Genomic DNA, 13,179 nt, shown 5'->3' on the forward strand with positions numbered 1-13,179 from the left:
AATAGTATGGCTTTCGGCTTCGCTCAGGCTTTCAGGACATTCGGCAAACTGACGCTTGCCGGCGCAATCGGCGCAAGCCTTGCCGCCGGCGACGTCGGTGCCCAGCAGAAGACGCCGAGCCCGGGCAGCGCCAAGGGGCAGTTCGGCGCCGTCGGCCTGCCGACGCAGGGACCGGCACAGCCGATCGGCTTTTACGCAAAGGGCTGCATGACGGGTGCGGTGGCGCTGCCGACCGACGGGCCGACCTGGCAGGCGATGCGGCTTTCGCGCAATCGCCGCTGGGGCAATCCGGCGATGATCGCGCTGCTCGAACGTCTTTCGCAGGACGGGGTCAAATATGCCGGCTGGCCGGGCATTCTCGTCGGCGACATTGCGCAGCCGCGTGGCGGGCCGATGCTGAACGGCCATGCCTCGCACCAGATCGGCCTTGATGCCGACATCTGGTTTACGCCGATGCCCACGCGCCGCATGACGGCCGAGGAGCGTCAGGATCTGCCCTTCACCACTATGCTGCAGAAGGGCAAGTTCCTGACCGTCGACCCCAAGGTTTGGACGCAATCGCACGCGCGGCTGCTGATGCTGGCGGCAAGCTATCCCGAGGTGGAGCGTATCTTCGTCAATCCGGCGATCAAGAAGAAGATGTGCGACACCTGGACCGGCGACCGCACCAATCTCGGCAAGCTCCGGCCGGAATACGGCCATGACTCGCATTTCCACATCCGCATCAAATGCCCGCCCGGTGCCAAGGGATGCACGCCGCAGGCCCCAGTCGTTGCCGGCGACGGCTGCGACAAGTCGCTCGCCTGGTGGTTCACGCCGGCGCCCTGGGCACCGCCAAAACCGCCGAAGCCCGGCGCCAAGCCGCCGAAGCCGCCGCGCGAGATGATGGTCTCCGACCTGCCCAAGGCCTGCGCCGCCGTGCTCGATGCTGCTTCCGTCGCCTCGATGCAGGCCGCCACCTATGGCGGACCTTCCGCCGCAAGCGCGCTCACCGCCGCTCCGGCCGCAGCGCCTGCCGCCGACGCCGACGGCGCCTTGCCCGATGTCGGCCCGGTTCCGAACGACAAGCCGGCGATACAATGATCGAGGTCCTGGGACAGGGGCCGGGATCCGCTGTCTTTCAAATCGCAAATTCTTGGTATAAAGCGGTCAAATCGATTGAATTTCTCGGGCGGAGGGGTTGATGGCCGGCGGCAAATGCCTTGCATTGATTGCGCATGACCAGAAGAAAGACGACATAGCGGATTTCGCCCGCGCCAACAGGGACATTCTCTCCCATTGGAAGATCGTCGCCACCGGCACCACCGGCGGGCGCGTGCTCGACGCCGTCCCCGACCTCAACGTTACGAGGCTGAAAAGCGGACCGCTCGGCGGCGACCAGCAAATCGGCGCGCTGATTTCGACCGGCGAGGTCGACGCCCTGATCTTCTTTGTCGATCCCTTGACGCCGATGCCGCACGATGTCGACGTGAAGGCGCTGATGCGGCTGGCGATCGTCTACGATATTCCGATGGCGCTCAACCACGCGACCGCTATAAAACTTCTTCCCACACTCGAAGCCTGATCAGCACGGAACCGGCCATGCCAAAACCGAACAACAGCACCGCTCCGCAGCCTTTCCCGATCCTGATCGGCGATATCGGCGGCACGAATGCCCGCTTCTCCATCCTGACCGATGCCTATGCCGAGCCGAAGCAGTTTCCGAACGTGCGCACGGCGGATTTCGCCACGATCGACGAGGCGATCCAGCAAGGCGTGCTCGACAAGACCGCCGTGCAGCCGCGCTCGGCGATCCTCGCCGTCGCCGGCCCGATCAACGACGACGAGATCCCGCTGACCAATTGCGACTGGGTGGTGCGACCGAAGACGATGATCCAGGGCCTCGGCATGGAGGATGTGCTCGTCGTCAACGATTTCGAGGCGCAGGCGTTGGCAATCGCCGCGCTTTCGGATGAAAATCGCGAACGGATCGGCGACGCTACCGGCGACATGATCGCCTCCCGCGTCGTACTGGGACCAGGCACCGGCCTCGGCGTCGGCGGGCTCGTGCATGCCCAGCACAGCTGGATCCCGGTTCCCGGCGAAGGCGGCCATGTCGATCTAGGGCCGCGCAGCAAGCGCGATTATGACATCTTCCCGCATATCGAGACGATCGAAGGCCGCGTTTCGGCCGAGCAGATCCTCTGCGGGCGCGGCCTCGTCAACCTCTATCACGCCATCTGCGTGGTCGACGGCATCGAGCCGACGATGAAGGATCCCGCCGACATCACCTCGCACGCGCTTGCCGGCAGCGACAAGGCGGCCGTAGAGACCGTCTCGCTGTTTGCCACCTATCTCGGCCGCGTGGCGGGCGACATGGCGATGGTGTTCATGGCGCGCGGCGGCGTCTATCTCTCCGGCGGCATCTCGCAGAAGATCATCCCGGCGCTGAAGAAGCCGGAATTCCGCATCGCCTTCGAGGACAAGGCGCCGCATACGGCGCTGCTTCGCACCATCCCGACCTATGTGGTGACACATCCGCTGGCAGCGCTTGCCGGGCTTTCCTCCTATGCGCGCATGCCGGCGAATTTCGGTGTCTCGACGGAAGGCCGCCGCTGGCGGCGCTAGGCCCGCACGCAAAGCAAATAGAGCGTCCTTGGCGCGTCCTATCCGGGCGCGCGGCGCTCTAGCCAAACCGGTCCCAACTCTTTATAGACCCCGGCAAATGTGCGCGTCGCCTTCGCGGGGCGCTTGGTCCGAGACAGGAAACCTCATTTTTGGAAGCGGCGGAAAGCAGAACGCAGAGCGTCAGCAGCGATACCGTAACCGGCATCCTGAAGCGCATCATCGCTGAAAACGGCCGGGACCATCTCTGGGGCTATGTCTTTGCGATTGCCTGCCTCATCGTGGTGGCGCTTTCGACGGCGTTCACCGCCTGGATCATGCGGGCGATCATCGACGAGGCCTTCGCCAACCGGCGCGCCGACGTCGTCTGGATCATCTGTCTTTCGATCTTCATCGCCTTCGTGCTGCGCGGCTTTGCGAGCTATGGCCAGGCGGTGGCGCTGTCCAGGGTCGGCAACGATATCGTCGCGCGCTACCAGCGCCGACTCTATGCGCATCTGATGACGCTTTCGGTCGGCTTCTTCAGCGAGGCGCGCTCGGCCCATATCGCCGCGCAGGTGAGCCAGAATGTCAGCGGCATCCGCGACGTGCTCAATCTGACGATCACCTCGACGGTGCGCGACCTGCTGACCTTCGTTTCGCTGCTCGCCGTGATGATCATCCAGGATCCGCTGCTCAGCCTTGCCGTGTTCATCATGGCGCCGCCGCTGCTCTATGCACTGCGCTATGTTTCCAAGCGGCTGCGCTCGGCGACCCGCGAGGCAGTGCATCTGAACAGCCACGTTCTCGGCGCCATGCAGGAGACGATCCAGGGCATCGCCATCGTGAAAGCCTTCACGATGGAAGAAGAGTTGGAGCGCAAGGTCAACAAACTCATCAAGGGCGCCGAAAGCCGGGCGAACCGGATAGCCCGGCTTTCCGAACGCACCTCTCCTCTGACGGAAAGTTTCGCGGGCTTTGCCGTTGCCAGCGTGCTTGCCTATGCGGCCTACCGCTCGATCTACTTCAATGTGCCGCCTGGCGCCTTCTTCTCCTTCGTCACGGCGCTGCTGCTTGCCTATGACCCGGCCCGCCGGCTTGCCCGCCTGCAGGTGCAGATGGAGCGCGCCGTCGTCAATGCGCGGATGATCTATGAACTGCTCGACATGGAACCGCGCCAGCGGGACCTGCCGGATGCCCGGCCGCTGACGGTGACGCAGGCAAGGATCGAATTCCGCAATGTGTCCTTCGCCTACGGCAATGAGAGCGTGCTCAGTGGCGTCAGTTTCATTGCCGAGGGCGGCGCGACCACAGCGCTGGTCGGCCCCTCTGGCGCCGGCAAATCCACCGTGATCAGCCTCATTCCGCGCTTCTACGATCCGCGCGAGGGCGAAATCCTGATCGACGGACAGGACATCGCCCACATTACCAAGAAGTCGTTGCGCCAGCAACTCGCCTATGTCTCGCAGCAGCCCTATCTGTTCGAGGGCACGATCCGCGACAATATCCGCTATGGCCGGCCGGAAGCGACTGATGCCGAGGTGGAAGAGGCCGCCCGGCTTGCCTATGCGCATGACTTCATCTCGGCGCAGCCGCAGGGTTATGAGACGGCGGTCGGCGAAAACGGTGTGACGCTTTCGGGCGGCCAGCGCCAGCGGCTGTCGATCGCACGCGCTTTGGTGCGCAATGCGCCGATCCTGCTTCTCGATGAGGCGACCTCGGCTCTCGACACCGAATCCGAAGCAGCCGTCCAGAAGGCGCTCGACGAAGCGATGAGCGGACGCACAGTCGTCGTCATCGCCCATCGGCTTTCGACCGTGGTGCGGGCCGACAAGATCGTCGTCATGCAGCAGGGCCGCGTCGTCGAGGAAGGCAATCACGAGACGCTTGCGAAGGTCAGCGACGGTCTTTACGCTCGCCTCAACAACCTGCAGAGGCCTTCGGCCTCCGATTCAAACTGACCTGGTGAGACTGACATGAGCGATGCTGCGATGAAACTGGTGGTGGTTGGCGCAGCAGGACGCATGGGGCAGACGCTGATCCGGCTCATTCATTCGATCGAAGGCGTCAGGCTGCATGCCGCGGTCGAGCGCGCCGGCTCGCCCTTTATCGGCAAGGATGCCGGCGAAATCGCCGGTCTCGGCCCGACCGGTGTCATCATCGGCGACGATCCGCTCAACGCCTTTCTCGATGCCGAAGGCGTGCTCGACTTCACCTCGCCTGCTGCAACAGTGGAATTCTCAGGCCTCGCCGCGCAGGCCCGCATCGTCCATGTCATCGGCACGACGGGCTGTTTACCCGACGACAATGCCAAGATCGCGGCGGCGGCCCGCCATGCCCGCATCGTCAAGTCGGGCAATATGAGCCTCGGGGTCAATCTGCTCAGCGTGCTCGCAGAGCAGGCAGCGCGTGCGCTCGATCCTGATGACTGGGATATCGAGATCCTGGAAATGCACCACAAGCACAAGGTGGATGCGCCGTCCGGCACTGCTCTTCTCATCGGCGAGGCTGCGGCAAAGGGGCGCGGCATCGATCTTGCCTCGCAATCGGTCCGAGTGCGCGACGGCCATACCGGCGCCCGCGAAGCGGGCACCATCGGCTTTGCGACGCTGCGCGGCGGCTCGGTCATCGGCGAGCATTCCGTGCTTTTTGCCGGCGAGGGTGAAGTCGTCACCCTGTCGCACAGTGCGGCCGATCGCTCGATATTTGCGCGCGGCGCCATCAAGGCGGCGCTTTGGGCGCGCGACAAGAAGCCGGGTCTCTATTCCATGCTCGACGTGCTCGGGCTCACTTCCTCATAACGATACTACGGAGGCATATTCATGAGCGGTACCCTCGTCCTCGTTCGCCACGGCCAGAGTGACTGGAACCTGAAGAATCTCTTCACCGGCTGGAAGGATCCCGATCTGACCGAGCTCGGCGTCCAGGAAGCCAATGCAGGCGGGGCGGCGCTCGCCGAATACGGGATCAAATTCGACGTCGCCTATACCTCGGTGCTGGTGCGCGCGCAGCACACGCTGAAGCTCATCCTCGACAAGGTCGGCCAGCCCGATCTCCTGACGATCCGCGACCAGGCGCTGAACGAGCGCGACTACGGCGACCTCTCCGGCCTCAACAAGGACGATGCACGCGCCAAATGGGGCGAGGAACAGGTGCATATCTGGCGCCGCTCCTATGACGTGCCGCCTCCCGGCGGTGAAAGCCTGCGCGACACCGGCGCCCGCGTCTGGCCCTACTACCTCACAGAAATCCTGCCGCGCGTGCTCAGGGGCGAGAAGGTGCTGGTTGCCGCGCACGGCAATTCGCTGCGCTCGCTTGTCATGGTGCTCGACAAGCTGAGCAAAGAAGGTGTGCTCGCCCTCAATCTCGCGACCGGCGTGCCGATGGTCTACACGCTGAAGGCGGATTCCACCGTCGCTTCCAAGGAAGTGCTCGGCGACATGTCGGGCGCGCATTGATCTCAGCTGATCTTTCCCCGCTTCGGCGGGGAAAGGCGCTCAGTTCTCGATGGTGAACTGGACCCGGTCGGCCGCGAAGCGGCTGATCGAATATTGCACCGGCACACCCTCAAGATCGGTATTCATCGCCTTGGCGATCAGAAGGATGGCACCGGGAGTGAGTTCGAGGTCGGCCATATCGGCTGCACTCGCATGGGCGGCCGTTACCTCGGTCGTCGCCCGGACATAATCCGGCAGGCCGAGTTCGGCGAAAGCCTTGGTGATCGATTCCGCGTTCCGGTAAGCCTCACCGATACCGGCAAAGCGCTTGGCGGGAAACCAGCTCGTCGCCCTTGAAACCGGGCGCTTGTCTGCCTGGCGCAATGTTTCCAGGCGGATCACCTGTTCTCCCGGCTTCAGGCCCAGCCAGCGGGCGATCTCGGCACTCGCCTCCTCCTTCGCCTCATTGAGCAGCAAGCCGCGCATTTCACGCGCTTGATCGCCAATGCCGGCGGTGAAGCGCGTGCGCCTGGTGATCGGGAAATTCAGCCGCTCCTTGCGCTCGATCAGCGTGCCGCGACCTTGTACCGCACGGACGATCCCCTCCTGCGCCAATGCCGCCAGCGCACTGCGCACCGTATGCCGGTTGACGCCGAATTGCTGCGCCAGCACGGTTTCCGGCGGCACCATTCCCGTTTCGTCATAGGTTCCGCTGCTGATCGCCTCGCGAATCCGATCGGCGATCTGGCGCCAGAGCGCCACGCCGGTCTGCCTTTGCACCTGCTTCAATCCCGCCATTCCACCCCTGCCCGCCCATTTAACTCACGATGTCACACGCTTGTCACGACATCGATTTAGAGCTAAGTGTATCTTGTATGGTTGTCTATATCAATAGACATTTTAAGGGAAGCGGCGATGATATCAGCGGACAGGACAGACGCTGCGTCACAGACGGCATCCGGGCGTAAACGCGCCGCCGATCTGCTGGCGCGTGCGGAACGCAGCGAACTCTCAGCGGCCTTCGATGCGCTGCCGGAAAAGCCTGTGGCCCATCAGGTGCGCGGACCGGAGACCGGGCTGGTGATGGTGCGCGGACGCATCGGCGGCGGCGGCGCTCCCTTCAATCTCGGCGAAGTGACCGTGACGCGGGCGACGGTCCGGCTCGGCACCGGCTCGGTCGGTCATGCACAGGCGCTCGGCACCGATCGCGAAAAGGCCAGGCTTGCGGCGATCTTCGACGCGCTCTGGCAGGAGGAAGCGACGAAGGATTTCGTCGAACAGGCCCTGCTTTTACCGATCACTGAGCGGATCGCCGATGCCGAACGCCGCAAGGCGGACGAGACGGCGGCAACCCGCGTCGATTTCTTCACCATGGTGCGGGGAGACAACTGATGGGCCTGAACACAGAAGCTCTGACCGGCGGCTTTGCCGAGCCGGTCTTCCATGCCCAGAGCGTCTTCAAGATGCTGATGGACGGCATGGCCCGCCCCGGCACGATCCAGACCGTTCAGCCCGACGTCGCTCCGCCGGCACCGCTCGGCATCGCCGCCGGCACGATCGCGCTGACGCTTTGCGACCACGACACACCCGTCTGGCTTTCCCAGGGACTGGCGAGATCCGCCGTGCCGGAGTGGTTCGGCTTCCATACCGGCGCGCCGTTGACCACCGAAAAGGCCGAAGCGCGCTTTGCCTTCACCGAAGCCGGCACCGCACTTTCCTCCTTCGGCCTCTTTGCATCAGGTACGCAGGAATATCCCGACCGCTCGACGACCCTCATCATCGAACTCGCCGAACTCGAAGGCGGCCGCAGGCTGGCGCTGATGGGTCCCGGCATCCAGAGCGTGGCGGAGATCGCGCCTATCGGCCTGCCGGAGACCTTCCTGCGGCTCTGGACCGAGAACCGCGCGCTCTTTCCGCGCGGCGTCGACATCGTGCTGACGGCGGGCAAGCGTTTCCTCTGCCTGCCGCGCACCACCAAGATCACAGCAACGGAGATCTGAGCTCATGTATGTTGCCGTTAAGGGTGGCGAGGCCGCCATTGCCAATGCCCACCGCCTGCTGGCCGACCGCCGCCGCGGCGACCGTTCGCTGCCGGCGATCGGTATCGAACAGATCGTGGCGCAGCTGGCGCTCGCCGTCGACCGCGTCATGGCCGAGGCTTCGCTTTTCGACCGCACGCTCGCAGCACTTGCCATCCGCCAATCGCGGGGCGACATGATCGAGGCGATCTTCCTGCTGCGCGCCTACCGCACGACGCTGCCGCGTTTCGGCTATTCGAAGCCGCTCGACACGGCTGATATGACGATCGAACGCCGCATCTCGGCGACCTACAAGGATCTGCCGGGCGGCCAGCTTCTTGGGCCTACCTTCGACTATACCCACCGCCTGCTCGATCCCTCGCTGCTTTCGGACGAGGCGGTCGAGACACCCACTCAGCGCGCCGCCGAGATCGGCCGCGTCATGCGCGTCTCCGAGATTCTCGGCGAAGAGGGCCTGATCGAGGCCGACGGCGACATGCCGGAAGATCACGAGATCGGCGACCTGACCCGCGAGCCGATGGAATTCCCGATGACCCGCGACCTGCGCCTGCAGGCGCTTGCCCGCGGCGACGAGGGCTTCCTGCTGGCGCTCGGTTATTCCACCCAGCGCGGCTATGGCCGCAACCACCCCTTCACTGGTGAAATCCGCATCGGCGACGTCGAGGTGGAATTCGACGTGCCGGAACTCGGTTTCGCCGTCTCGCTCGGCACGATCCAGATCACCGAATGCCAGATGGTCAACCAGTTCAAGGGGTCGGCCAAGGCGCCGCCGCAATTCACCCGCGGCTACGGCCTGGTCTTCGGCCAGAGCGAGCGCAAGGCGATGGCGATGTCGCTGGTCGACCGGGCGCTTCGCGCCGAAGAGCTCGGCGAGGATATCACCGCGCCGGCACAGGACGAGGAATTCGTCATCTCGCACTCCGACAACGTCCAGGCGACGGGCTTCGTCGAGCACCTGAAGCTTCCGCATTATGTGGATTTCCAGGCCGAACTCGATCTCGTCCGCCGCATGCGCCGTGAATTCGAAGCCGCCCGCAAAGGTGGCGAAGACATGAAGGAAGCCGCCGAATGACCGATCTGGCCAGCTACAACTTCGCTTATCTCGACGAACAGACGAAGCGGATGATCCGCCGGGCCATCCTGAAGGCAATTGCCATACCCGGCTACCAGGCGCCCTTCGCCTCACGCGAAATGCCGATGCCCTATGGCTGGGGCACCGGCGGGGTGCAGGTGACGGCCTCGATCATCGGACCGGACGACGTGCTGAAGGTCATCGACCAGGGCGCCGACGACACGACCAACGCCGTTTCGATCCGCGCCTTCTTCCAGAAGGTCGCCAATGTCGCGGTGACGACGCATACCAAGGATGCGACGATCATCCAGACGCGCCACCGCATTCCCGAAGAAAAGCTCGGGGTCGGGCAGGTGCTCGTCTACCAGGTGCCGATCCCCGAGCCGCTGCGCTTCCTCGAGCCGCGCGAGACCGAGACCCGCAAAATGCATGCGCTCGAAGAATACGGCCTCATGCATGTGAAGCTCTACGAGGACATCGCCCATAACGGCCGCATCTCGCGGACTTACGCCTATCCGGTGAAGGTCCATGGCCGCTATGTCATGGACCCGTCGCCGACGCCGAAATTCGACAATCCGAAGATGCACATGTCGGACGCGCTGCAGCTCTTCGGCGCCGGACGCGAGAAGCGCATCTATGCGGTTCCGCCCTATACCGACGTCGTCAGCCTGGATTTCGAGGATTACCCCTTCGATATCCAGCGCTTCGATAAACCCTGCGCCCTTTGCGGCGCCGAGGAAGTCTATCTCGACGAAGTGGTTCTCGACGACAAGGGCGGGCGCATGTTCGTCTGCTCCGACACCGATCATTGCGAAGACCGCCGCGCACACGGCCATGCCGGCGAGATGCTGGCCCGGGAGGCTGCAGAATGAGCGATACTCCGCTTCTCAAAGTCCACGACGTTTCGAAATTCTATGGCAACCGCATCGGCTGCCGCGACGTCTCCTTCGAGCTCTGGCCCGGCGAGGTGCTGGCCATCGTCGGTGAATCCGGCTCCGGCAAGACGACACTGCTCAACTGCCTTTCCACCCGGCTGCTGCCGAGCACCGGCAGCGTCGAATATCACATGCGCGACGGCAGCTACCGCGACCTCTATCGTATGAACGAGGCCGAGCGGCGTTTCCTGATGCGCACCGATTGGGGCTTCGTGCATCAGAACCCGGCCGACGGCCTGCGCATGACCGTTTCTGCCGGCGCCAATGTCGGTGAACGGCTGATGGCGATCGGCGATCGGCACTATGGCAAGATCCGCGCTTCGGCGATCGACTGGCTCGAACGCGTCGAGATCGACGCCGACCGCATCGACGACCAGCCCCGCGCCTTTTCCGGCGGCATGCGCCAGCGATTGCAGATCGCCCGCAACCTCGTCACCGGCCCACGGCTCGTCTTCATGGACGAGCCGACCGGCGGCCTCGACGTCTCGGTTCAGGCGCGCCTGCTCGATCTCGTGCGTGGCCTCGTCAACGATCTCGGTCTCTCGGCCATCATCGTCACCCACGATCTTGCCGTCGCCCGCCTTCTCTCGCATCGGATGATGGTGATGAAGGACGGCTACGTCATCGAACACGGGCTCACCGACCGCGTGCTCGACGACCCGCGCGAACCCTATACGCAGCTGCTCGTCTCCTCGATCCTGCAGGTCTGAGGGAAGCGCAGAACCGCCTAACCTTTTGTATTTGCGCAATTCTGGACGGAAAACCGCTTCACACTTTTCCTGGAATTGCCCTAGAAAGAAGAAATCATGGCAACGCCTCTCGTCGTTTCCGAAGTCTCGAAGAGCTTCACCATGCATCTGCGCGACGGCATCAAGCTACCCGTCGTCTCCGATGTCGCCTTCTCCGTCGCATCGGGCGAATGCGTCGTGCTCGGTGGCCCATCGGGCATCGGCAAGAGCTCGCTGCTCAAGATGATCTACGGCAATTATGCCGTCGACACCGGCCAGATCCTCATCCGCCACGACGGACGCATCGTCGATCTCGCCTCCACCGATCCGCGCACCGTGCTCAACGTCCGCCGCAATACACTCGGTTATGTCAGCCAGTTCCTGCGCACCGTGCCGCGCGTCGCGGCGATCGACGTGGTTGCCGAACCGCTGGTGGCACGCGGCGAGGACGCCGTCACGGCACGGGAAAAGGCGGGCGCCCTGCTTGCCAGGCTCAATCTGCCGGAAACGCTCTGGCAGCTTCCGCCCGCCACCTTCTCTGGCGGCGAGCAGCAACGCGTCAATATCGCGCGCGGCTTCATCACCGAGCACACGATCCTGCTTCTTGACGAGCCTACGGCCTCGCTCGATGCCAGGAACCGTGCCGTCGTCGTCGGCATGATCGCGGAAAAGAAGAAGGCGGGTGTGGCCCTTCTCGGCATCTTCCACGACGAAGAAGTGCGCGAAGCCGTCGCCGACCGCATCCTCGACGTCCAGCAGTTCTCACCCAGAAAGATCGCTGCATGAGCCGCAAGCTGGGTATCGAGCCCTATTTTCATGAAACGGCAACCGTCAGCGAATCCACCTTCGGGCGCTATACGGAGGTCTCGGAACGCTGCCGCATCAGCGAGGCCAGTTTCGGCGACTATTCCTACATCATGCAGGATGGCTCCGTCTGGTGTGCGACGATCGGCAAGTTCGTCAATATCGCCGCCGCCGTGCGCATCAACGCCACCAACCATCCGACCTGGCGCGCGACACTGCATCATTTCACCTACCGCGCCGCCGACTACTGGCCGGACGGCGACATGGAAACGGACTTCTTCGCCTGGCGGCGCTCAAACCGCGTGACGATCGGCAACGACGCCTGGATCGGCCACGGGGCGACCATTCTGCCGGGCGTCAACATCGGCAACGGCGCGGTGATCGGAGCCGGTGCCGTCGTCTCGAAGGACGTCGCGCCCTATACGATCGTTGGCGGCGTACCGGCCAAACTCATTCGCGAGCGCTTTCCAAGAGAGGTCGGCGAACGGATGGACAGGCTTTCGTGGTGGGACTGGGAGCATGACCGGCTGCGCCAGGCGCTCGAGGATTTTCGCAACCTGGACGCGGAAGATTTCCTGTCCCGCTACGGCGGTTAAAACCCCCGATATAGGGGCGAAGAATTGTGACAGGACTTACACAAATATGACATGCGAGGTTCATCAAGCGAGACTAATGCGATGCTGACCAAGGCCTGGATCGCAAGGGAAGAGCATGATGTTCGAGCTGAAGAATGTCACACGTCGTTTCGGAAAAAAGCTCGCCGTCGATTCCGTCACGCTTGCCATTCCCCAGGGCCAGATGGTCGGCATCATCGGCCGCTCCGGCGCCGGCAAGTCGACGCTGCTGCGCATGATCAACCGCCTTCAGGAGCCGAGCTCCGGCTCCGTTCATTTCGCCGGTGTCGAGGTCTCCGGGCTTCGCGGCAAGGCGTTGCGCAACTGGCAGCGCGACTGCGCGATGATCTTCCAGCAGTTCAACCTGGTGCCGCGCCTCGACGTTCTCACCAATGTCATGCTCGGCCGCCTCAACCACCGCTCGACGCTTCTGAGCCTGCTCAACATCTTCACCCGCGAGGAACGCGTACATGCCATCGCAGCACTCGAACGTCTCGGCATCGAGCAGACGGCGCTGCAGGCAGCCGGCACGCTTTCCGGTGGCCAGCAGCAGCGCGTGGCGATCGCCCGGGCGCTGATGCAGAACCCGAAAATGGTTCTCGCCGACGAGCCGATCGCCTCGCTCGATCCGCTGAACGCCAAGATCGTCATGGATGCGCTGCGCGATATCAACGAGCGCGAGGGCATCACCGTCATCACCAACCTTCACACGCTCGACACCGCCCGCAACTATTGTGAGCGCATCGTCGGCATGGCCGGCGGCCGCGTCGTCTTCGACGGCCAGCCCTCGGAGCTGACCGCCGAAGCGGTGAAGGAAATCTACGGGACCGACAAGGACGGCGCCGGCATCGACGAAACGCTCACCTCGACCAGCCTCGAATCCAAGCGCCGCGCCGAGGATGTCTCATCCGGCAGGGTGGCCAAAGCAGCCGCCGTGCACTGACCCGTTTCCGGCCGACGGGACAAC

Annotated in this window: 15 protein-coding genes; 14 read left to right on the plus strand and 1 reads right to left on the minus strand. The window is 63.8% G+C overall.

The features are described from left to right. Positions 1 to 6 precede the first annotated feature (6 nt). From mepA to G9X67_RS24820, 6 genes are all read left to right on the plus strand, one after another. Positions 7 to 1,083 (plus strand): penicillin-insensitive murein endopeptidase, encoded by a 1,077-nt coding sequence (mepA, locus tag G9X67_RS24795; protein ID WP_138332126.1) that lies wholly within the window; start codon positions 7 to 9, stop codon positions 1,081 to 1,083. Between the two features lie 100 nt (positions 1,084 to 1,183). Then, positions 1,184 to 1,564 carry a methylglyoxal synthase gene (locus G9X67_RS24800; RefSeq protein WP_138332125.1) on the plus strand — a complete coding sequence of 127 codons (381 nt, stop codon included), beginning with the start codon at positions 1,184 to 1,186 and terminating at the stop codon, positions 1,562 to 1,564. A 17-nt stretch (positions 1,565 to 1,581) separates the two neighbouring features. After that, on the plus strand, positions 1,582 to 2,607 hold the full coding sequence (locus G9X67_RS24805) for a glucokinase (protein WP_138332124.1): 1,026 nt from the start codon (positions 1,582 to 1,584) through the stop codon (positions 2,605 to 2,607). 149 nt (positions 2,608 to 2,756) lie between these two features. Then, complete coding sequence (locus G9X67_RS24810) at positions 2,757 to 4,544, plus strand: ABC transporter ATP-binding protein (RefSeq protein WP_138332123.1); 1,788 nt, start codon at positions 2,757 to 2,759, stop codon at positions 4,542 to 4,544. A 15-nt stretch (positions 4,545 to 4,559) separates the two neighbouring features. Then, positions 4,560 to 5,384 (plus strand): 4-hydroxy-tetrahydrodipicolinate reductase, encoded by an 825-nt coding sequence (gene dapB, locus G9X67_RS24815; RefSeq protein WP_138332122.1) that lies wholly within the window; start codon positions 4,560 to 4,562, stop codon positions 5,382 to 5,384. Positions 5,385 to 5,405: 21 nt separating this feature from the next. Next, complete coding sequence (locus G9X67_RS24820; protein WP_020052380.1) at positions 5,406 to 6,041, plus strand: 2,3-bisphosphoglycerate-dependent phosphoglycerate mutase; 636 nt, start codon at positions 5,406 to 5,408, stop codon at positions 6,039 to 6,041. A 39-nt stretch (positions 6,042 to 6,080) separates the two neighbouring features. Here the strand turns inward: G9X67_RS24820 and phnF are convergent, their stop codons facing one another. Continuing rightward, on the minus strand, positions 6,081 to 6,818 hold the full coding sequence (gene phnF / locus G9X67_RS24825) for a phosphonate metabolism transcriptional regulator PhnF (RefSeq protein ID WP_138332121.1): 738 nt from the start codon (positions 6,816 to 6,818) through the stop codon (positions 6,081 to 6,083). Between the two features lie 117 nt (positions 6,819 to 6,935). Here phnF and phnG point away from each other — a divergent pair, with 117 nt between their 5' ends. From phnG to phnC, 8 genes are all read left to right on the plus strand, one after another. Continuing rightward, positions 6,936 to 7,412, plus strand: coding sequence for a phosphonate C-P lyase system protein PhnG (phnG, locus tag G9X67_RS24830; RefSeq protein ID WP_138332120.1), 477 nt, complete (start codon positions 6,936 to 6,938; stop codon positions 7,410 to 7,412). Continuing rightward, entirely contained in the window at positions 7,412 to 8,020 is a 609-nt protein-coding gene (gene phnH / locus G9X67_RS24835) for a phosphonate C-P lyase system protein PhnH (protein WP_138332119.1), read from the plus strand. The genes phnG and phnH overlap by 1 nt, the downstream gene beginning before the upstream one ends. Before the next feature lie 4 nt (positions 8,021 to 8,024). Then, positions 8,025 to 9,131: a carbon-phosphorus lyase complex subunit PhnI gene (locus G9X67_RS24840; RefSeq protein WP_138332118.1), complete on the plus strand. Its 1,107-nt coding sequence runs from the start codon at positions 8,025 to 8,027 to the stop codon at positions 9,129 to 9,131. Beyond that, the gene (locus G9X67_RS24845; RefSeq protein ID WP_171599917.1) at positions 9,128 to 10,003 is read left to right on the plus strand and encodes an alpha-D-ribose 1-methylphosphonate 5-phosphate C-P-lyase PhnJ; all 876 of its coding nucleotides are present in this window, start codon (positions 9,128 to 9,130) and stop codon (positions 10,001 to 10,003) included. Before G9X67_RS24840 ends, G9X67_RS24845 begins: the two co-directional genes overlap by 4 nt. After that, a complete protein-coding gene (phnK, locus tag G9X67_RS24850; protein ID WP_003544413.1) occupies positions 10,000 to 10,776 on the plus strand; it encodes a phosphonate C-P lyase system protein PhnK in 777 nt (258 codons plus the stop codon). The genes G9X67_RS24845 and phnK overlap by 4 nt, the downstream gene beginning before the upstream one ends. A gap of 96 nt (positions 10,777 to 10,872) precedes the next feature. Then, positions 10,873 to 11,580 (plus strand): phosphonate C-P lyase system protein PhnL, encoded by a 708-nt coding sequence (gene phnL / locus G9X67_RS24855; RefSeq protein WP_003544411.1) that lies wholly within the window; start codon positions 10,873 to 10,875, stop codon positions 11,578 to 11,580. Continuing rightward, positions 11,577 to 12,194, plus strand: a complete 618-nt coding sequence (locus tag G9X67_RS24860; protein WP_171599918.1) for a DapH/DapD/GlmU-related protein — start codon at positions 11,577 to 11,579, stop codon at positions 12,192 to 12,194. Before phnL ends, G9X67_RS24860 begins: the two co-directional genes overlap by 4 nt. 118 nt (positions 12,195 to 12,312) lie before the next feature. Then, positions 12,313 to 13,155: a phosphonate ABC transporter ATP-binding protein gene (phnC, locus tag G9X67_RS24865; RefSeq protein WP_171599919.1), complete on the plus strand. Its 843-nt coding sequence runs from the start codon at positions 12,313 to 12,315 to the stop codon at positions 13,153 to 13,155. Positions 13,156 to 13,179 lie beyond the last annotated feature (24 nt).

It is taken from the genome of Rhizobium sp. WYCCWR 11152 (assembly GCF_013087615.1).
Classification (GTDB): Bacteria; Pseudomonadota; Alphaproteobacteria; order Rhizobiales; family Rhizobiaceae; genus Rhizobium; species Rhizobium indicum.

Bases quoted from the DNA above. Each gene is read 5' to 3' on its own strand.
- G9X67_RS24820 (WP_020052380.1), top strand. From the start codon at position 5,406: ATGAGCGGTACCCTCGTCCTCGTTCGCCACGGCCAGAGTGACTGGAAC.
- G9X67_RS24800 (WP_138332125.1), top strand. From the start codon at position 1,184: ATGGCCGGCGGCAAATGCCTTGCATTGATTGCGCATGACCAGAAGAAA.
- phnK (WP_003544413.1), top strand. From the start codon at position 10,000: ATGAGCGATACTCCGCTTCTCAAAGTCCACGACGTTTCGAAATTCTAT.
- G9X67_RS24840 (WP_138332118.1), top strand. From the start codon at position 8,025: ATGTATGTTGCCGTTAAGGGTGGCGAGGCCGCCATTGCCAATGCCCAC.
- G9X67_RS24805 (WP_138332124.1), top strand. From the start codon at position 1,582: ATGCCAAAACCGAACAACAGCACCGCTCCGCAGCCTTTCCCGATCCTG.
- G9X67_RS24845 (WP_171599917.1), top strand. From the start codon at position 9,128: ATGACCGATCTGGCCAGCTACAACTTCGCTTATCTCGACGAACAGACG.
- dapB (WP_138332122.1), top strand. From the start codon at position 4,560: ATGAGCGATGCTGCGATGAAACTGGTGGTGGTTGGCGCAGCAGGACGC.
- phnG (WP_138332120.1), top strand. From the start codon at position 6,936: ATGATATCAGCGGACAGGACAGACGCTGCGTCACAGACGGCATCCGGG.
- phnF (WP_138332121.1), bottom strand. From the start codon at position 6,818: ATGGCGGGATTGAAGCAGGTGCAAAGGCAGACCGGCGTGGCGCTCTGG.
- G9X67_RS24860 (WP_171599918.1), top strand. From the start codon at position 11,577: ATGAGCCGCAAGCTGGGTATCGAGCCCTATTTTCATGAAACGGCAACC.
- phnL (WP_003544411.1), top strand. From the start codon at position 10,873: ATGGCAACGCCTCTCGTCGTTTCCGAAGTCTCGAAGAGCTTCACCATG.
- phnC (WP_171599919.1), top strand. From the start codon at position 12,313: ATGTTCGAGCTGAAGAATGTCACACGTCGTTTCGGAAAAAAGCTCGCC.
- mepA (WP_138332126.1), top strand. From the start codon at position 7: ATGGCTTTCGGCTTCGCTCAGGCTTTCAGGACATTCGGCAAACTGACG.
- phnH (WP_138332119.1), top strand. From the start codon at position 7,412: ATGGGCCTGAACACAGAAGCTCTGACCGGCGGCTTTGCCGAGCCGGTC.